The sequence below is a fragment of the Streptomyces sp. NPDC005899 genome (genome assembly GCF_040629645.1).
In the GTDB taxonomy this organism is placed as follows: domain Bacteria; phylum Actinomycetota; class Actinomycetes; order Streptomycetales; family Streptomycetaceae; genus Streptomyces.
Genome location: NZ_JBEXWB010000009.1, coordinates 1 through 18,707 on the forward strand (window position 1 = coordinate 1; position 18,707 = coordinate 18,707).

The 18,707-nt window shown below is 71.0% G+C and carries 13 protein-coding genes; 5 read left to right on the top strand and 8 right to left on the bottom strand.

Features of this window, described 5'->3' with window-relative positions:
• Nucleotides 1–177: 177 nt before the first annotated feature.
• Complete coding sequence (locus ABZ371_RS02340) at nucleotides 178–519, bottom strand: beta/gamma crystallin domain-containing protein (protein ID WP_358672702.1); 342 nt, start codon at nucleotides 517–519, stop codon at nucleotides 178–180.
• 317 nt (nucleotides 520–836) lie between these two features.
• On the opposite strand from ABZ371_RS02340, the gene ABZ371_RS02345 reads away from it, so the two are divergent.
• The 4 genes from ABZ371_RS02345 (at nucleotide 837) to ABZ371_RS02360 (ending at nucleotide 5,339) form a co-directional block, all read left to right on the top strand.
• The gene (locus tag ABZ371_RS02345; RefSeq protein WP_358672703.1) at nucleotides 837–1,310 is read left to right on the top strand and encodes a DNA starvation/stationary phase protection protein; all 474 of its coding nucleotides are present in this window, start codon (nucleotides 837–839) and stop codon (nucleotides 1,308–1,310) included.
• A gap of 439 nt (nucleotides 1,311–1,749) precedes the next feature.
• Nucleotides 1,750–2,931: a serine hydrolase domain-containing protein gene (locus ABZ371_RS02350; protein WP_358672704.1), complete on the top strand. Its 1,182-nt coding sequence runs from the start codon at nucleotides 1,750–1,752 to the stop codon at nucleotides 2,929–2,931.
• A 624-nt stretch (nucleotides 2,932–3,555) separates the two neighbouring features.
• Complete coding sequence (locus tag ABZ371_RS02355; protein WP_358672705.1) at nucleotides 3,556–4,398, top strand: alpha/beta hydrolase; 843 nt, start codon at nucleotides 3,556–3,558, stop codon at nucleotides 4,396–4,398.
• A gap of 107 nt (nucleotides 4,399–4,505) precedes the next feature.
• The gene (locus ABZ371_RS02360) at nucleotides 4,506–5,339 is read left to right on the top strand and encodes an alpha/beta hydrolase (RefSeq protein ID WP_358672706.1); all 834 of its coding nucleotides are present in this window, start codon (nucleotides 4,506–4,508) and stop codon (nucleotides 5,337–5,339) included.
• A gap of 254 nt (nucleotides 5,340–5,593) precedes the next feature.
• Here ABZ371_RS02360 and ABZ371_RS02365 read toward each other — a convergent pair whose 3' ends face one another.
• From ABZ371_RS02365 to ABZ371_RS02380, 4 genes are all read right to left on the bottom strand, one after another.
• Nucleotides 5,594–6,736: a glycine amidinotransferase gene (locus tag ABZ371_RS02365; RefSeq protein ID WP_358672707.1), complete on the bottom strand. Its 1,143-nt coding sequence runs from the start codon at nucleotides 6,734–6,736 to the stop codon at nucleotides 5,594–5,596.
• A gap of 46 nt (nucleotides 6,737–6,782) precedes the next feature.
• A complete protein-coding gene (locus ABZ371_RS02370) occupies nucleotides 6,783–6,992 on the bottom strand; it encodes an MbtH family protein (RefSeq protein ID WP_358672708.1) in 210 nt (69 codons plus the stop codon).
• Nucleotides 6,993–7,053: 61 nt separating this feature from the next.
• Nucleotides 7,054–13,350 carry an amino acid adenylation domain-containing protein gene (locus ABZ371_RS02375; RefSeq protein WP_358672709.1) on the bottom strand — a complete coding sequence of 2,099 codons (6,297 nt, stop codon included), beginning with the start codon at nucleotides 13,348–13,350 and terminating at the stop codon, nucleotides 7,054–7,056.
• Nucleotides 13,351–13,505: 155 nt separating this feature from the next.
• Nucleotides 13,506–14,204 carry a thioesterase domain-containing protein gene (locus ABZ371_RS02380; protein WP_358672710.1) on the bottom strand — a complete coding sequence of 233 codons (699 nt, stop codon included), beginning with the start codon at nucleotides 14,202–14,204 and terminating at the stop codon, nucleotides 13,506–13,508.
• Nucleotides 14,205–14,519: 315 nt separating this feature from the next.
• Between ABZ371_RS02380 and ABZ371_RS02385 the strand changes: the two genes are divergently transcribed.
• Nucleotides 14,520–15,587, top strand: coding sequence for a diiron oxygenase (locus ABZ371_RS02385; protein ID WP_358672711.1), 1,068 nt, complete (start codon nucleotides 14,520–14,522; stop codon nucleotides 15,585–15,587).
• 90 nt (nucleotides 15,588–15,677) lie between these two features.
• On the opposite strand, the gene ABZ371_RS02390 is transcribed toward ABZ371_RS02385, so the two are convergent.
• Genes ABZ371_RS02390 through ABZ371_RS02400 form a run of 3 tightly spaced genes read right to left on the bottom strand, consistent with a single transcriptional unit; the run spans nucleotide 15,678 to nucleotide 18,673 of the window.
• A complete protein-coding gene (locus ABZ371_RS02390) occupies nucleotides 15,678–16,616 on the bottom strand; it encodes a hypothetical protein (RefSeq protein WP_358672712.1) in 939 nt (312 codons plus the stop codon).
• Nucleotides 16,613–16,951: a PadR family transcriptional regulator gene (locus ABZ371_RS02395; RefSeq protein WP_358672713.1), complete on the bottom strand. Its 339-nt coding sequence runs from the start codon at nucleotides 16,949–16,951 to the stop codon at nucleotides 16,613–16,615. The genes ABZ371_RS02390 and ABZ371_RS02395 overlap by 4 nt, the downstream gene beginning before the upstream one ends.
• A 60-nt stretch (nucleotides 16,952–17,011) precedes the next feature.
• The gene (locus ABZ371_RS02400; RefSeq protein WP_358672714.1) at nucleotides 17,012–18,673 is read right to left on the bottom strand and encodes an AMP-binding protein; all 1,662 of its coding nucleotides are present in this window, start codon (nucleotides 18,671–18,673) and stop codon (nucleotides 17,012–17,014) included.
• Between the last annotated feature and the right edge of the window lie 34 nt (nucleotides 18,674–18,707).

The following is an 18,707-nucleotide window of genomic DNA, read 5'->3' on the forward strand; positions in this document are numbered from 1 at the left end:
CGCCGGCCGGACGCCCCGGCGGTCGCCCACCGGAGCCGCCGCAGCCCGAGCCGCGCGACGGACGTCGCCGCCACGGCATCCGCCTTCGAGAGGCGACACCGAAAGGGCTCGATGGACCCGGCACAGCGACGTCATCGCCGGCGAGGACCCGCCATCACCTCGTTCGCACCGGCCTTCCTACCAGATCCTGATCTTCGTGATCTTGTGGAGAGGCTCGCCAGGGACGTTGCCGAAATGCCACTTCTCCACGGTCGCGCTGGTCGCAGGCGCACCCAGCCTCGGCACGTACTCCAAGGTGACCTTGTTGTCCCCGGTCCAGATCCGGTCCACGCCGTAGATCGCCACGCTCTGCACGCCCGCGTTGGCGAAGCAGAGGGAGCCGCCTGCGTTGTGAAGCGACAGGAGACCCAGGCCGTTGCAATCGGTGCGGTTGATGGCGGAAGCCGACGAGGCAGGGAGCACGACGGCCATGGCCCCGGCCGCCGCGACTACCGCGAGGCGTGTGATGAAGCGCTTCACCGGTGAGTTTTCCTTCCGTGATGGGTGGTGCCGCCGGGGGCCGTAGCGCACGGCGGCATCGTGGGGACGCAGGCGCGTCCAATCAGCGCAACGTGGAAACGGGCGCTCCCGTTCACCCCTCGAGCGTCTTGCTTCGGGCGCGGTCGCGATCTTTCTCAGCCGTTCACGCACGAACTGAACCTGAGGGGGGCTCCCGCCGTTCCCAGCCTCGGGCTCATCACGCCTCACTGGATCGGGCTGCGGCACGTTTCTGCGCACGGCAGTCGCCGACGGCCGCGCCCAGGACGCCGGTGCCACTCACGAAAGGACCGCACTTCATGCCGGTCATCGACAACCCTCTGCCGAAGCGCGACCGCGAGACCGCGGGTGCGGCGCTGCAGGCGACCTTGGCCGATCTCCTCGACCTGTCCCTGGTGGCCAAGCAGGCTCACTGGAACCTGTACGGTCCGCGCTTCCGCTCGGTCCACGTCCAGCTCGACGAGGCCGCCACCATCGCCAGGAACCACGCCGACACCGTGGCCGAGCGTGCGGCCACCTTGGGCATCAGCCCGGACGGACGGGCCGCGACCATAGCGGGAACCAGCGGGGTGCCCGCCGTCCCGTCGGGCTGGACCAGGGACAGCGACGCCGTCGAGGCCCTGGCGCACGCGCTGTCGGCGGTGACCGGGAGACTGCGTGAGCGCATCGGCGAGATCGGTCCGGTGGACGTCGTCACCGAGGACCTCCTCATCGAACTCGCGGCCGATCTGGAGAAGCAGAGCTGGATGTTCCAAGCGCAGAACCGTGACTGACCGGTCCTCTTGCGGCTGACCGCCCGGCGTGCCGTCCCGTGAGCCGGGCCTGTTCGCCATGGCGTCCGCACGCGGCCTGCTGATCGCTCCTGCGAGGCGGCCCTCGCCCCGCGCACCTGGTGTCGGGCGAAGGCCGCCTCGGCGAGGGCCTTGAGCGGGTGAAGGGCCGGTTCACGGCACCGCCGCGACCAGGGGCGGAGGATCCTCCCGTCCGTCCACCGGCAGGTAGCCGACGCTCTCCACTCCGCGGACCGGCATCCGCGTCGCCCTGGTGCGACGGCTCGCGACCGATCGGTCGGGTACTCGTCCGCCCCGTGCCGGCACGGCGGAGTGAGAAGGCTGGTGCACCGTTGCGTGTCCGCCCCCTCACGGAGTGGCATGTGCATGCATGTCATGAACTGCGGCGATACGTGAACCGCTGTGGCATTCAGCCCGTTGAGTGAGCGAACGGTTGTCGTCCGGAGTGGAGAAGAACATGGTCGTCGAGGGAACGAGCACTGCCCGGTTCGAACCGGTACGAGCGGCGCTGGCAGCGCACCTCGAAGCCGGTGAGGAGCTGGGGGCGTCGATCGCCGTCGATGTGGGCGGGGTCATGGAAGTCGATCTGTGGGGTGGCCACACGGACCGAGCGCGGACGCTACCGTGGCAGCGGGACACCTTGGTGAGCATGTGGTCGACCACGAAGACCCTCACCAATCTCGCGGCCCTCGTCCTCGTCGACCGGGGCGCACTGGACCTGCGACGCCCCGTGGCGCACTACTGGCCCGAGTTCGCCGCCCAGGGGAAGGAACACATCGAGGTGCGGCACGTCCTGTCCCACACCTCGGGACTTTCCGGCTGGGAGCAGCCCTTCACCATGGAGGACCTGTACGACCGGCCTACCGCGAGTGCCCGGCTGGCCGCGCAGGCCCCCTGGTGGGAGCCGGGCTCCGTGTCGGGCTACCACGTGCAGACACAGGGACAGATGGTGGGAGAACTCGTCCGGCGGGTCAGCGGCCGGACGCTGACGGAGTTCGTCGACACCGAGATCGCCGAGCCGGCGCGAGCCGATGTCCAGATCGGCGCGCGTCGGGCCGACTGGCCGCGCATCGCCGATCTGGTGGCCCCTTCGCAGCTTTCCGGGATACCCACCGGCCTCGACCCCGAAGGGATCTTCACCAGGACGTTGCTCGGAAGCCCCGCCCGCGACGAGCACGTGGACACACCGCAGTGGCGCTCCGCGGAACTCGGAGCCGTCAACGGCCACGGCAACGCACGAGGTATGGCCCGTGCCCTCTCCGTCATCTCACGGCGCGGCCAGGTGAACGGCCTCCGGCTTCTCTCTGCGGAGACAGTGGACAAGGTGCTCGACGTACAGGCGGACGGAGTCGACCTGTTCCTGGGCGTCCCCGTCCGCTGGGGCATCGGCTACGCACTCGCCGACCCGAGGACGATGCCGCACATGCCCACCGGCAGAATCTGCTTCTGGGTCGGCCGGGGCGGTTCGATCGTCATGATGGACCTCGACCGGGGCGTCACGTTCGCGTACACGATGAACCGGGTGGGCGACGGGGTCCTCGGCTCGGAACGCACCCACGACTACATCAAGCACGTCTACGCGGTCCTGGAATCCACCGACTGAGGCGCGCAGTCCCCTGTTCGGCGGGAGGCTCCGGCAGCACCACCCGATGACCAGGGCGTCCAGCGGGCACCGGGCCGCGAGGGAGGGGTGGAGCGCCTCGGCTCCGTCGGGCAGGACGAGCAGGACCACGGGCGCGCGGCCGTCGTCCTGCTGGACGGGGCGCGCTCTCCGGTTCGCAGTTCTCGAACCCACGCTGTGGCGCGGCAATCATTCCGTGGCCTGAGGGTTGCGGTGTCCCCTCGGTCATAGGCTCGATCACGTCCGGCAGCCGCTGATCGCGGGGCCCCGCACAGCCCATCCACTGTGCGCGAACGAGCAGCCCGTTCTCGGGTGAACCGGTCCGGCCGTCCGGTCGTCGTACGAGACGAAGGACGCTCCACTCCCCGGTGACCGGCCGAGAGCGACACCTCAGGGCCACTCGAGCCGCAGACCCGCAGCCGCCCGCCGCGCGGCTGCCGCCGACGGCCACCAGCAGTCCGATCCGTGCTGATCACACCCACGGGCGGACGTACGCGAACTCAGTCACCGGCGAGGTGACTCGGGGCCCCGCTCCTCGGACGCACCGGCCTACTCAGCCCGCACGGTCCGTCGCGGACCGACAATCGACCAAGAGGAATGTCAATCATGCGCATCGCCCGCCTGGCCCGCCCGAGCCGCAGATCCGCGCTGCTCGGTGTCACCACGGCCGTAGGCCTGTCCGTCGCCGCCGTCACTCTGCCCACCGCAGCCGGCGCGGCACCCACCACCCACCCCGTACGCCCGACGATCGTGCTGGAACACGGGGCGTTCGCCGACGCCGCGAGTTGGGACGGTGTCGTCACCCGGCTTCAGCGTGCGGGCTATCCGGTGGTGTCCGCCGCCAACCCGCTGCGCGGTCCGGCGACCGATGCCGCCTACCTGCGCAGCGTCCTCGGCCACATCGACGGGCCCGTGGTCCTGGTCGGTCACTCCTACGGCGGCACCGTCATCAGCCAGGCCGCCGCGGGCCTCGAGGACAAGGTGAAGGCGCTGGTCTACATCGCGGCGTTCCTGCCCGACACGGGTGAGAGCTCGATCGGCCTGACGGACAAGTTCCCCGGCAGCACCCTCGGCCAGGCCGTCGAGTCCGTCGACTACGCCCTGCCCGGGGGCGGCCAGGGCGCGGACGTGTACATCAAGCCGGAGAAGTTCCGCGGCCAGTTCGCCGCAGACGTGCCGAAGGGCAAGGCCGGGCTCATGGCCGCCGGACAGCGTCCGATCGCCGCCGCCGCTCTGGAGGAGAAGTCCACCCGGGCCGCCTGGAAGACGATCCCCTCCTGGTCGCTGGTCACCACGGAGGACCGCAACATCCCCGTGGCCGCCCAGCGCTTCATGTCGGCCCGCGCCAAGGCCCGCACGACGACGATCGACGCGTCTCACGCGGTGTCCGTATCCCGCCCCGAAGCCGTCACCCGCATCGTCGAGCAGGCTGCCCGCACGGTCCGGTGACCGCCGGCCCCGCCCTGACGCCCGACGCACCTCATCGCACCCGCACGACCGTTCCTGCTCGTGCGCCTCACCACCAGACGCACAAACACCGGAAGGCAGAAACCACCATGGCGTTCATCACCGTCGACCAGGAAAACTCCACCAGCATCGACCTGTACTACGAGGACCACGGCACCGGGCAGCCGGTCGTGCTGATCCACGGCTACCCGCTCGACGGCCACTCCTGGGAGAAGCAGTCCGCCGCACTCCTGTCGGCCGGCTACCGAGTGATCACGTACGACCGGCGCGGTTTCGGCCGCTCCAGCCGGCCCACCACCGGCTACGACTACGACACCTTCGCCGCCGACCTGAACGTCGTCCTGGAGACCCTCGACCTCGACGACGTCGTTCTGGTGGGCTTCTCCATGGGCACCGGCGAGGTCGGCCGCTACCTGGGCACCTACGGCTCCGCCCGGATCGCCAAGGCCGCCTTCCTCGCCTCCCTCGAACCCTTCCTCCTCAAGACCGACGACAACCCCGGTGGAGTCGACGGCACCGTCTTCAAGGACATCGAAGGCGCCGTCACCGCCGACCGCTACGCCTACTTCACCGAGTTCTACGAGAACTTCTACAACCTCGACGAGAACCTCGGCACCCGGATCAGCGAGGAGGCCGTCCGCAACAGCTGGAACGTCGCCGCCGGGGCCTCCTCGTACGCCTCCCTGGCCTGCGTGGCCACCTGGTCCACCGACTTCCGTGCCGACCTGCCCAAGATCGACGTGCCGGCACTCATCCTGCACGGTACCGCCGACCGCATCCTGCCCATCGAGGCCACCGGCGAACTCTTCCACCAGGCACTCCCGCAGGCCGACTACGTCGTCGTCGACGGCGCTCCCCACGGCCTGCTGTGGACCCACGCCCAGGAAGTCACCGACGCCCTCCTGGCGTTCCTCGCCAAGTGACCGGCGGCCGACGCCTCACCTGCCGTGAGGTGGCATGCGGCAGGTCACGCACCGCGCGCGAGGCCGAGCTGGACCCCCACTGCCGCACGGCAGGTCCGTGAGGCGCCCGAACGGTCCGCCACTGCACGGAGGAGCCGATCAGCTTTCGCGTCGAAGCACTTCGGGTGCGGCCGAGGGACGTGCCTCACCCGAAGCCGACGGCCCCGGGCAGTGCCCGGGGCCGCCTCCGCCGGTCGCGCGTCCGGGTGGAACGGTCAGAACAGCGGCTTGTACTGGAGGGAGGGGAAGTAGTCCTGCTTGTCGCCGTCACGGTTGATGTCCCACGTGGCGCAGTGCAGGGAGCCGCCGTACTCGAAGACGTTGCGGAACGGGATCGGGAAGACCTCGAAACCGAACGAGGAGAGAAGGTCCTGGAGGGGCTTCTCCTGCTCCTCGCAGACGATCTTGGTGGGCGAGATGCTCAGTACGTTCATCGAGAGCCACTTCGACGACTGGCAGTACATCGGCATCTCGTCGTTGGTCAGGACGGGCTGGGGCACGTCGACCAGTTGCCAGTCGTTGTCGAGGAACATCTTCTCCTCGCCCTCGCGCAGCGGCCGTTCCGGGTTGGTGAGGATCAGGCCGGGGCGCACCGGCACGAAGGTGCAGTCGATGTGGGACGGGAAGAAGTCCAGCGGGAAGTGCACGGGGTGGACGCGGAAGCCGCGGGGTTCCAGGTGGCGCTTGAGCCAGTGGATGCCGGCCCGGTTGGTGGTCATCGACTCCTGGACCAGGATGTCGCGGCCCAGCCGGCTCATGTCGGCGGCGTCGAAGATCACCTCGTCCTGGTTGATGCAGAACTCGAAGGAGTGCATCTTCTCGTGGCGCTTCTCCAGCGGCCACTCCCAGAAGTCCTCGCGGTACATGCCGTCCTTCATCGACGGCTTGGGCGCGGTCGTCCATCCCACCCGCGGGTCGGCGTTCCAGTACTCGTAGACCAGCTTGCGGTAGGGCTGGTACTCGAAGTAACGGGCCCGGCGCGACATGGTCGCCTCGATGATCTCGTTGCCCATGGTGATCATCACGTCGCGCGGGCAGACGGCGCAGTACTGGTTCTCGACCTCGAAGTCGGGGGTGGTGACCGGGGCGGAGAAGTCGTGCGTCTCGGGGCGGCGTACGGTCACGCCCTGGGACTCCAGGAGCGAGGCGAGACCGGCGAGTTCCTCGTTGGCCAGATCGATGGCCTCCTTGGACTTCGGGCCCGTCGGGAAGGGCTGGTCGGGGGCGTTGCGTATCGCGGGCCGGCTTCCTGGTTCAGCCGGTTCGAAGTTGGCGTTGTCGGCGGAGCCGACCACCATTTCCCGGAGGGTGTCCCACTCGTTCCATGAGTTGACGACCGGGGGGAAGTTGTTCGGCATGTGCAGCCACCTGTCTCTGCCGGGAGCGTTCGATGAGGGAAACGGGTCAGGCCGCGTCGGTCGCGGCGAGCGAGGCGGGCCGGATGTCGGTCCAGTTCTCCTCGATGTAGTCGAGGCAGGTCTGCCGGGTGCTGTCCGACACCACCACGTCCCAGCCGGCCGGGACCTCGACGAACGCGGGCCACAGGGAGTGCTGGCGCTCGTCGTTGACGAGCACGTGGAAGACACCGTCGTCGTTGTCGAAGGGGTTGGTCATGGTTTCAGCCTTTCTGTTCTCAGGGTTCGTCCCGGGCCGGTTCCGGGCTTCGCGTGGGGCCTCAGGCGAGTGCGGTGCCGAGGGCGCGAGCGGTACGGCAGCGGAAGACGGCCTCCACGTCGACGGGCCGTCCCAGCTCCGTCTCGATCCGGCCCGCCAGGCGCAGGGCGGTCAGGGAGTCGCAGCCGAGCTCGAACACGTCTTCGTCCGCGCTGACGAAGTCGCGTCCCAGCACCTCCGCGATCAGCTCGCACATCATCTGCTGCCCCGGCTCGGCGGGTGGTGCGGGAGTGTGTTCCAGGAACCGGCCCGTCGGGAGGGCCAGCGCTCCGGGCAGCTCGATCAGCAGTTCCCGTAGACGATCGGCCACCTGCTGCCCGAGTGGTGCGTCGAACAGGTCCGGGCGGTAGCTGATCTCCAGCTCCAGCTGCCGGCCGGGTGCGGCCATCAGCTTGAGCGGATAGTGGTAGGCGTCGTGGCCGACGACGTCCGTCAGCCGCATGCCGTCGTCCGGACCGCTCGGCAGGGTCTCGGCGGTCGGGAAGTTCTCGAAGACGACGCAACTGTCGAACAGGGTCCCCAGTCCCACACTGCGCTGGATGTCGCTCAGCGGGAGGTAGTGGTACTCGAGGAGTTCGGCGTGCTCGCCCTGGAGGCGTTCGAGCAGTTCGGCCACCGGCTCGGCCGGGTCGAGACGCACCCGTACCGGCACCGTGTTGATGAACACCCCCACCATCTCCTCGACACCGGGGAGTTCGGCCACCCTGCCCGAGACGGTGGCCCCGAAGGTGATGTCCAGCCGACCGGTCCGCCGGTGCAGGCACAGCGCCCACGCGACCCGGACGAGTGTGTTGAGCGTGACACCGTGACGGCGCGATATGTCGAGCAGCGCGGAGGTGTCCGCCTCGGAGAGGGCGACGACGATCCGCTCCGGGAGGACTCGTATCCGCGCGGTGTCCGTGCCCGGGCAGCTCAGGGTGGGTCCGTCCAGACCCGCCAGCGCCTCCAGCCAGGCCGTACGCGCCTTCTCGCGGTCCTGTTCGGCCAGCCATCGCAGGTAGTCGGGGTAGTGACCGGGTGCGGGCAGCCCGCTCGCGGTGCCGTGGTCGTAGAGAGCGAGCAGGTCGCGCAGCAGCAGCGAGGTGGTCCAGCCGTCCACCAGCAGGTGGTGCATGGTCAGGACGATCTGCTGCCTGTCCTTGCCCAGGCCGACCAGGGTGCAGCGCATCAACGGCGGGTCGGCGGGGTCGAAGCGCTGCCGCCGGTCGGCCTCCAGCAACGCCGCCAGCCTGTCGGCCTGTTCGCGCGGGTCGAGGCCGGCCAGGTCGTGGACGTGCCAGGGCATGGCCGTCCGCTCCGGGATCACCTGCACCGGCTCCCCGGACCGCTTCTGCAGGAAGGCTGCCCGCAGCATCGGGTGCCGTTCGAGGAGGGCGTCGCAGGCGTCCCGGAACCGCTCGGCGTGGAGCCGGCCCTGGACCTCCAGCGAGATCTGCACGTTGTAGACGTCGAGGTCCCGGCTGTCGTACCGGGCGTGGAAGAGCAGTCCCTCCTGGAGCGGCGTCATCGGCAGGGCCTCGACGACGGGCAGGCCGAGGCGCGCGCCGAGACCGGCGAGCTCGGTGTCGTGCCGGTCGAGCGGTTCTCCGCCGAGGGGCCCGCCCTCCCGCGGAAGGGCGGGCGCGGTCGTCTGCCGCGGGACGATGGCCTCCGTGCTCGTCCCGTGCTCCACCAGCGCGCGCAGGGCCGCGAACCAGAGCCGGCCCAGCTCGGCGACGTCGTGGTCGGACAGGAGCCGGCGGGCCCACAGCCAGTGGGTGACCAGGCGTGGCCCTTCCGCGCCGTCGCTGACCGCCGCGGTCAGTTCGACGACGTGGGCCATGGGCATACGGGGGTCGGCGCCGCGGGGGAGCACGTCCGACTCGGGGGCCACGCTCCAGTCGGTGGTCCCCGCACCGCCCTGTCTCCCGAGGTAGTTGTACCCGATCTGGGGTGCGGGGCGGGCCGCCAGCTCGGCGGCCGTCTCCTGGTTCAGGTAGCGCAGCAGGCCGAAGCCCGCGCCGCGCCGTGGGACGGTTTCGAGCTGGGCCGTGACCCGGCGCACGGCCTCGCCGAGGCGTGCCCCGGCCGGATCGTCGTCCGGCGCCCAGTCGGCGGTCCTGGCGTCGACGCGTACCGGGTACAGCGTGGTCAGCCAGCCGACGGTGCCGGACAGGTCGACGTCCTCGGACAGCGGTTCGCGGCCGTGGCCCTCGACGTCGATCAGTACGGCCGTGCTGTCGCCCCCGCCGGGCGAGCGGTCACGGCGCCAGGCGGCGACGGCCACCGCGAGAGCGGTGAGCAGCACCTCGTTCGTGTGGGTGCCGAAGACGGCGGGGACGGTCGTGAGCAGGGGGGCGGTCAGATCCGGCGGGAGGGTGAGGGAGAGCTCACCGGCCGTCGCGTAGACGTCGTGCGACGGGGAGAGCTCCACGTCGGCGAGCCTGCCGTCGCCCGGCCCCCGCCCCCTGCTGAGAGTCCTCCGCCAGTGGGGCAGTTCGTCCCTCAGAGCGGGTGCCTCCGCCGCGGAGCGGAGCAGCAGGCTCCACTCCCGCATCGAGAACGGCACCGGACCGGTCTCCGGGACGGCACCCGCCGCCAGGTCCTGCCAGACGCCGTACAGGTCGGTCAGCAGGATGTGCCAGGAGACGGCGTCGACGGCCAGGTGGTGGACGGTGACGAGCAACCTGCCCTGGGCACCCTCGCCGGCGTCGAACCAGCTCACCCGCAGCATGGCGCCGGCGCGTGGGGCGAGGGAGTCGGCGTCCTCGCGGGCGCACGCCGCGATCCGCAGACGGACGCCTTCCGGCGCGAGACCCACGACATCCACCCGGCGTACCGAGTTCCGCGTCTTCACCGGGTCCACCGGGTCCAGGGCCAGCGCCCCGTCCTCCTGGAGACGTGCGCGCAGCGACTGGTGCCGCTCGGCGAGCTTCTGTACGGCGGCGGCCAGCAGGCCGGCGTCGAGTGCGGCCGGCACCCGGAGCAGTGTCGACTGGTGGTAGGCGTCGGTCGTCCCGCCCTGCTCCCGAAGCCAGAGCATGATCGGCGTGGCGGGGATCACGTCCGCCGGCCACTCCGCCGCCGGGCCGGCAGCGCCCGAGCCGCCGTCCGCGGCTTCCACCGCGCCGGCCGGGCCCGCCGCGAGGAAGGCGGCGAGAGCGCTCGCGGTGCGGTGGGTGAAGACGTGCTTCGGGGTCAGGTGGAAGCCTGCGGCGCGGGCGCGGACGACGAGTTGGATGGCGGTGATGGAGTCGCCGCCGAGGGTGAAGAAGTCGTCCGCCGCCACGGCGCCGTCCACGCCGAGCACCTGGACGAACAGCTCGACGAGGACGGCCTCGACGCTCTCGTCCCGCGCCTGGCCCCGCGGCTGTGGCTGCCCGGACTCGCGTGCCTCGTCCGGGTCCGGCAGCGCGGCCCGGTCCACCTTGCCGTTCGGGCTCATCGGCAGTGCGGGCAGTGTGACGAACGCCGAGGGGACCATGCTCGCGGGCAGCCGAGCCCCGATGCGGGCCGCCAGTGCCGCAAGGTCCGCGGACGGGTCGGCCGCCGGTACGACGTAGGCCACCAGCCGCTCGGCCCCGCGCCGGTCCTTGCGTACGGCGACCGCGGCCTGCGCGACGGCGGGATCGGCCGCGAGGACGGTCTCCACCTCGCCCAGTTCGATCCGGAAACCGCGGACCTTCACCTGGTCGTCGGACCGGCCGCGGTAGACCAGGATGCCGTCAGGCCGCCGGTGCGCGAGGTCACCGGTCCGGTACATCCGGGAACCGGGCGCGCCGAAGGGGTCGGCGACGAAGCGGCTCGCGGAGAGCCCCGGCCGGTTGACGTAGCCACGGGCGAGTACGTCACCCCCGATGTACAGCTCGGCGGTGATGCCCGCCGGGACGGGGCGCAGGAAGGCGTCCAGGAGGTGGACGCGGGCGTCGGGGACCGGGCGGCCGATCGGCACCGCACCCCCCGGCAGGGGATCGCCGGGCGCCAGGCGGTACTCCATGCATCCCACGGTGGCCTCCGTGGGTCCGTACTCGTTCACGACGGTCACACCCGGGTGGGCCTCGCGCCACTGCGCCAGCGCCTCGCCGTTCAGCTGTTCACCGCCCAGGACCAGTTCCCCGGTCGGTGAGTACCAGTCGGACGACGCGGTCAGCACCGGCAGGTGGCTGGGTGTGGCTTTGACGAAGGTGGGTGGCGGAGTGGCGTCGGCCGGGGCGTCGAAGTCCTCCAGGTCGACGATGCGCACCAGACCGCCGGAGGTCAGCGGGCCGAAGATGCCGGTGACGGTGAGGTCGAAGGAGGGCGGTGAGTGCACGAGCGCCTGTCCGGCGAGGCCGGGGTAGGCGGCGCGGGCGAAGGCGAGGTAGCTGTCGACCGTGCGGTGCTCGACGGCGACGCCCTTGGGCCGGCCGGTCGACCCCGAGGTGTAGATGACGTACGCGGCGTCCGCGGGCCGCAGCGGCGCGCCGCGTTCGCCGTCCTCCACGCGGTGCGCGGGCAGCAGCGCCAGCTGCTCCCGCACGGCGGGGGCGGCGAGCGGGACGACCGAGGGATGCGTGATGGCCGCCGGGCGGGCGGTGCCCGCGCAGACGACGACGGAGGGGGAGGCGTCGTCGAGCATGAACGAGATGCGTTCGGCGGGATAGGAGGGATCGATCGGCAGGTACCCGGCTCCCGCCTTCAGGGCGCCGAGCAGCGCCACGATCAGGTCCGTACCGCGCGGCAGCGCCACGGCGACGAAGTCGCCGGGCTTCACCCCGCGCGCCAGCAGCAGCCGGGCCAGCCGGTTCGCCGCCTCGTCGAGCTGGAGGTAGCTGAGCGACCGCTGCCCGTCCGCCACGGCCGGGGCGTCGGGTGTCGCGTGCACCTGGGCCTCGAACCGCTCGGTGAGCGTCGCCGGTACGCGGGCGGGCACCTGCCCGGACTCCGCTCGCCGGCCTCCCCACCCGGCGCTGAGCTGCTCCCGCTCCTCGCGGGTCAGCAGCGAGATGGCGGCGACCGGCGTCGTGGGCCGTTCGGTGAACGTCTCGAGCAGCAACCTCAGCCGGGAGCCGACCAGTTCGATGCGTTCGGCGTCGAACAGATCGGTGCGGTAGTTGAGTTCGAGCCGCAGGCTGGTGCCGGGGACGGCGAAGACACTCAGGGGGTAGTGGGTCGATCCGGTGATCTCCTGCTGTCCGGCCGCCTCGCCGTCCCCTTCCAGCAGGGTCACTCGCAGGCCGGCCGGGCCGTCCTGCACGGCCTCCCAGTCGAAGGGCGCGTTACCGAAGCCGGTGGAGGTGTCGAAGAGCGCGCCGAGCCCGGCCAGCCGCTGCACCTCGGTCAGCCCCAGGTGGTGGTGCGGGGCGAGTGCGGTCTGTTCGTCCTGGATCCGTGCGAAGAGGGCGGCCATCGGTTCATCGGGGGCGATCCGCACCCGTACCGGGATCGCGTTCATGAGCAGGCCCACGATCGAGTCGACCCCGGGGAGCTGTGGCGGGCGCCCGTGCACGGTCTGGCCGAAGACCACGTCGTCGCGCCCTGTCAGCAGGGAGAGGACCAGTGCCCAGGCGCCCTGTACGACGGTGTTGAGCGTGAGGCCGTGCTGCCGGGCCCTCGCCGTCAGCGCCTCCGTCGCGTCCTCGGACAGCGTCACGAAGGCCAGCCCGGGCATCGCCTCCGCGAGGGGTGCGCCGGGGGAGACGAGTGTCGGTTCGTCCAGACCGTGCAGGGCGTCTCGCCATGCCTGTTCCGCGGCGGGCCGGTCCTGGCGGGAGAGCCACCGGAGGAAGTCCGGGAAGGGGGTGAGGGGGCCGAGCCCGGTGTCGTCGCCGTCGCTCCGGTAGAACGCCAGCAGGTCCTGGAGGACGAGTGGCAGGGACCACCCGTCCAGCAGGATGTGGTGGTAGGTCATGACGAAGGCGTGGTGGTCGGGTGCCAGCCGGATCAGCGCGAACCGCATCAGCGGGGGCGCCCCCATCTCGAAGCGGCGCAGCCGCTCGTCCTCGAGGAAGGTCAGCAGCCCCGCCCGCCGTCCGGACTCGGACTCCGCCGACAGGTCGAGTTCCGTCCACGGTGTCTCCACGACGCGGCGCACCAGCTGCACGGGCTGCCCGTTGGCACGCAGCCGGAAACCGGCCCGCAGGGCGGTGTGGCGCCGGAGCGTGGCGGCGCAGGCCGCGCGCAGACGCTCCGCCGAGATCTCCCCGGTCAGTTCGAAGCCGGCCTGGATGTTGTAGACGTCCACCGTCTCGGAGTCGTACAGCGCGTGGAAGAGCATGCCCTCCTGCAGTGGTGTGAGGGGCAGCGCCATCTCGATCGGCGACCTGGTCGCTTCGTTCACTGTGAGGTCATCCCCGTGAGCGTTCGGTGGTGGCAGTGATAAGGCGGCGGGCGGTGTGCGGAGCACGCTGACGCGGCCGACAGCGCGATGCTGCCGCACGGTTCGCGTGCGGGGACAGGCAGCCGACCGGCAGCTTCCCCGTCCGGTTCGAGCCCTCAGCGCAGCGTCGTCGCGAGGGCGTCGAGCGTCGCGGGCGCGCCGGTGAAGAGGTAGTCGTGCCCGCCGGGCAGCAGCCGGAGGGAGAACTCGCCCGCCGCGCAGTCCCGCCAGCGCTCCAACTGCGCCCCGCCGACCAGTGGGTCGTCCGCACCGCCGAGGACGTGCAGCGGGCAGTCGACGCGCTCGGGCCCGGGGACCAGGTAGGCCTCCGTGAGGGCGAGGTCGCGGCGGACGGTGCTCAGCGCGTACCGCAGATACGCCGGATAGCGTGACAGTTCCGCGGGAACGCCGCCGAAGCCGTTCAGCCAGGCGAGCAGCCCGGCGTCGTCCCGGTCCGACACGCGCCGGCGCACCGGGGTGTGCGGCGACCGTGCCGCGGACACCAGCAGTGCGCGCGGCGGGGTCAGGCCGCGCCGCGCGATCCCGACGGCGATCTCATAGCCGAGCAGCGCGCCGAAACTGTGGCCGAAGATCGCGTACGGCAGGTCGAACTCGTCCGAGATGCCGTCGATCACGGCGTCGGCCAGTTCCTCCATGGTGTCCGGCAGCGGCTCCGTGCCGCGTGCGCCCCGGCCGGGCAGCTCCACCGTCGCGAGCTCCACGCCGGGGGGCGGGGCGAGACGCCAGGGGGCGAAGGAGGCCGCGCTGCCTCCCGCCTGCGGCAGACAGAACAGCCGCATCCGGGGTCGTGACACGCGGACCCGGCCCACGATCCAGGGACAGTCGTCCTGGGAAGCCGGTGCGCTTCGCGAGCCGGACGGGTTCCCTGAGCGGGTGGGTGGTGCGGCGGCAGTCATGCGCGTCCCGCCCCTTCGGTCGGCCGACGGTCATGCGGGGCAGCAGCCCCTTGCGGGCATCATGGTTCGGCGGGTGGCGGCGGGACCAGGCATGGGACCGGCAACCGGTCTGCCGCCAAGTTGCCCCACGGGTGCCTGGAGAGCGGTTCCGCGGCGCGTCAGACTCCACGAGCGTCAGTCCTGTTCCGTGCCCGAGGGGTGGACCGTAATCACATGACCACAGTTCCAGGCTCGGTGACCGGCTCGGCGGCTGCTCCTGGTGGGTCGGCCGCCACGACCGGCTCGGCCGCATCGACCTTCTTCACACTGGACACCGTCACCGCGGACCTCATGGAGGTCGACGCGATGTTCAAAGCATGCTTGAACTGGGACTACGGCCAACGCGACAGCCGGGTGTGGAACCTCTACGAGAAGAACAAGCTCTCGCAGTGGAACGCGACCACCGACATCGACTGGGACCACGACATCCGGTTCGGGTCCGAGATGACGCAGGAGAGCGGGGGGAGACTCGCGTCCTTCGTCGTCGGCGAGGGCAGTCCCGTGCCCCGCGAGCTGCTGACACAGTTCCGCTGGCAGTACCAGTCGTGGATGTGCAGCCAGTTCCTGCACGGCGAGCAGGGCGCGCTGGTGACCACGGCCCGGCTGGTGGAGACGGTGCCGGACATGGATGCCAAGACCTACGCGGCCTCGCAGGTCGCCGACGAGGCGCGGCACGTCGAGGCGTTCGCCCGCTATGTCGACGAGAAGCTGGGCGACTCCTACCCGATCAACCCCGGGCTCAAGACGTTGCTGCAGGATCTGCTGTCGGAGTCCCGGTGGGACATCGTCTACCTCGGCATGCAGGTGGTCGTGGAAGGGCTGGCGATCACCGCGCTGCGGCTCGCGAGCAGCGGTTTCGGGGACCCGATCATTCGCCAGATCACCAAGATGGTCGCGAGCGACGAGGCCCGGCACATCGCCTTCGGGGTCACCGCGCTCACCGGCATGTACGGGCAGGTGACCACCGCCGAGCTGCGTGAGCGTGAGGACTTCCTGCTGGAGGCCATCCAGTTGATGTCGCGCCGGTTCCTGCTGCGCGAGGTCTGGGAGCGGATGGGCCTCGACGTGGAGAAGGGGCTGCTGTTCGCTCGGACGAACCCGATGATGGCCACCTACCGGCAGATGCTGTTCCAGCAGGTCATCCACGTCCTGCGGCAGCTGGACATGCTCTCGGACCGGGTCAAGGGCCTGCTGTTGGCGGAGAACCTGGTGCGTCCCGAGATCATGGCGGCGACGCGCTGATCCGGGGCCGGTCCACCGTCGCGCCGGCGCCGACGTCCCTTCGGGTGACATCGGCGCCGGCGTTCCCGCTCCGGCCGTTCTTCTCCCGTCCTACTTCTTCGCCGCGCGGAAGCCCTTGACGACGGCGATCAGACTCGCGACCAGGACGATCAGCGCCACTCCGGTGTAGACCTCGGGCGTCGTGTTGTCGGTGACGTCCGCCAGGAACTCCGGGTTGAAGAGCTGTCGCCGCTGGAGGACCCAGGCCAGCGGCAGGGCGAACAGCGCCTGGGCGACGGCGTGCAGGACGGCCGACCGGCTGGTCCAGCCGTGCATGACCACGCGGACGAGCGCGAGTACGACGAGGCCGGCGAGCCCGGTGATGATCGGCCAGATCCAGCCGGACCACAGGTCCGGGTCGAGTACGGCGATCCGCTCCCCGCCGTCGGTCCGGTAGGGCTCGGAGAGCTGCTGCCAGACGGTCAGGCCGAGCAGCAGCGCGTACCAGACCGCCGTCAGGACGGCACCGGTACCGCCCTTCTCGGGCTCGCGGGTCTCGGGCAGGTCGTCGGGGGTCCAGTCGGTGGTACGGATGAGAGTCCCCTTCCGGTGGCCGACGCGCTCGGCCACGGCGAACAGTACGGTGAGTGCGGTGACCATCTGGGCGCCGACCGTGAACACGGTCTCGACGCCGGCGCCCACGGCCGCCCCGAGGCCGTTGTCGTCCACGATCTCCAGCAGCACGAACACGGCGGTGAGCACCGGCAGCACGGTGGTCAGCAGGAAGACCAGCAGCCGGATGTAGGTCGGGTAGAGATCGGGGCCGATCAGGGCGAGCGGCCGGTCGGTGTAGCGCGCGGCGTGCCGGATCGGATCGCCCATCTCGCTCAGCACCTCGCGCTCGACCGTCTCGGGACGGGCCGGGTCGCGTGCTTCGATGGTGTCGGCGATGGTGGTGCGCAGCTCGTCGGCGATGTCGTCGCGCTGATCGGCGGGCAGCCGCCTGACGACCTCGTGCACGTAGCGCTCGGTGAGCGTGTTCGTGCTCATCCATTCTCCTTGGTAAGCCGTGAGATCGAGGCGACGAGGTCCTGCCATTCGCGCACCAGTGAGGTGCGTACCAGGGAGCCCTCGGGACTCACCCGGTAGAACTTCCGTGGCCGGGACTCGTCGGTGTTCCATTCGCTGGTGAGCAGGCCTTGCTTCTCGAGTCGGCGCAGCAAGGGGTAGAGGGTGTTGCCGTCGACGGTGACACCCGCGTCGTTGAGCGTCTGCAGCAGTGCGTAGCCGTACTGCGGCTTGCGGAGCAGGGCGAGGCAGGCCAGGACGACCGTGCCGCGCCGCAACTCCTGGGCCTGGCCAAGAGCGATCTCTTCTGTAGCCATACGCTGCACTGTACTGTGCGGCGCACACTATTGTCACGCGTCCCGTCCGCCGGGCACCGGTCAGTTCGCCGGGAGCGGCGCGGCCTCCTCCGCCCCCGCCGCCAGCGGTCGGGTCGCCGCGTCGAACTCGCCCGCGCAGAGCGCCTTCCAGATGACCCTCCGGCGCGGCTTTCCGCTCGAGGTGACCGAGACACCGCCACGGGGCAGCTCGACCATGTGGAGCACCGCGTCACCCAGCCATTCGGAGAGAACCTCGTGGGCGGCCTCCCGCCAGCCGGGCCGCACGTCGCCGAACACCGCCACGCCGGTCGGCACCCCGTCGCGCACTCCGAGGAGGACGGCGACGCGCCGCTCGGGAATGCCCCGGTGGTGCAGCAGGGCCTCCAGGCTCTCGGCGAAGACCATCTTCCCGTTCACCTTCAACCCGTCGCCCAGCCGGCCGATCACGAAGAGCTGCCCGTCCCGCATGAAGCCCGCGTCACCGGTGGCGAGGCCCTCCTCGCCGACGCTGGTACCGGAGGCGGACGCGGTGGCACCGATGTACCCGCTCGCGATCGACACCCCGGTGACGACGATCTCGCCGACCCGCCCGTCCGGCAGCTCCTCACCCTCCTCGGACAGGATCCGCACCGTCCTGCCCTCCAGCGGGCGACCGCAGCCGACCACCGCCGCCCCGGCGAGGGACGCGGCGTCACCGGCGTCCGGCGCCTGCGCCGACCACCCCTCGCCGGGGGCCAGACCGGTCACCGCGAGGGTCGCCTCGGCGCTGCCGTACGCGGGGAGCAGGGCGCCGCGGTCGAGACCGTGCGGCCCCAGCAAGGCGTGGAAGTCATCGAGGACCTGCCGGTCCACCCGCTCCGCGCCGATGATCACGCACCGGACCGAGTCGAAGCGCAGCCCCCGCAGGTCGGCCGGTCTCACCCGGCGCAGGATGTACGCCAGCCCGAAGTTGGGCATGGCCGTCATGACGGCGCCCTGGTCGCTGATGCAGCGCAGGTACCGCAGCGGCGAGCGGATGAAGTCGTCCGGCTGCATCATCCAGCCGTCGAAGCCGGTGACGACGACGTTCAGCAGGAAGCCGACGAGACCCATGTCGTGGTGGACCGGCAGCCAGCTGATCGCCGGGTACTGGGGCGCGCAGCCCAGCCACTGCCCCATTCCGGCGAGGTTGGTGCGCAGGGCGTCGGCGGAGATCAGCACTCCGCGCGAGAAGCCGCTCGACCCGGAGGTGAACTGGATCAGCGCGGTCTCCGGCACGGGCATCGGCCGCTCCAGTGGCTCCGCCCCGGCGACGAGTTCGTCGAAGGCGACCGGCTCCTCAAGCCCCGGCCCACTCGCGATCTTGCGGATCTGCTCCAGCGACTCGTCGTCGCAGATGGTGAACCGGGGCGCGGCCGTCCCGAACAGATGGCTCGCGTGCTTCGCGTACTCGTCGGCGCGCTGGAAGGCGAAGGGCGGAGGGATGGAGCACGGCGTCGCACCGGCCGCCAGCGCGCCGAAGAACCCGGCGACGAAACCCGGGCTGGAGCGCAGCACCAGGGCCACCACGTCGCCCTGCCCGACCCCCCGCGCCCGCAGGGCGGCGGCGGTTCTCAGCACCAGCGCGGCCAGGTCGCGGTAGGACCAGAAGTCCCATCCGTCGGCGGAATCCGCGTAGTACAGGCCGCGCTCGGTGGACGGCTGGTCCAGCCAGTCGAGCAGGCCCCGGTTCCGGTCTCCCACGTCCCTGTCCTCTCCCATGGTTCACGGCACGTCC

What these genes read in the sequence shown, in the direction of transcription:
- ABZ371_RS02345 (WP_358672703.1), top strand. Translation starts at nt 837, where the DNA reads ATGCCGGTCATCGACAACCCTCTGCCGAAGCGCGACCGCGAGACCGCG.
- ABZ371_RS02355 (WP_358672705.1), top strand. Translation starts at nt 3,556, where the DNA reads ATGCGCATCGCCCGCCTGGCCCGCCCGAGCCGCAGATCCGCGCTGCTC.
- ABZ371_RS02360 (WP_358672706.1), top strand. Translation starts at nt 4,506, where the DNA reads ATGGCGTTCATCACCGTCGACCAGGAAAACTCCACCAGCATCGACCTG.
- ABZ371_RS02365 (WP_358672707.1), bottom strand. Translation starts at nt 6,736, where the DNA reads ATGCCGAACAACTTCCCCCCGGTCGTCAACTCATGGAACGAGTGGGAC.
- ABZ371_RS02370 (WP_358672708.1), bottom strand. Translation starts at nt 6,992, where the DNA reads ATGACCAACCCCTTCGACAACGACGACGGTGTCTTCCACGTGCTCGTC.
- ABZ371_RS02385 (WP_358672711.1), top strand. Translation starts at nt 14,520, where the DNA reads ATGACCACAGTTCCAGGCTCGGTGACCGGCTCGGCGGCTGCTCCTGGT.
- ABZ371_RS02390 (WP_358672712.1), bottom strand. Translation starts at nt 16,616, where the DNA reads ATGAGCACGAACACGCTCACCGAGCGCTACGTGCACGAGGTCGTCAGG.
- ABZ371_RS02395 (WP_358672713.1), bottom strand. Translation starts at nt 16,951, where the DNA reads ATGGCTACAGAAGAGATCGCTCTTGGCCAGGCCCAGGAGTTGCGGCGC.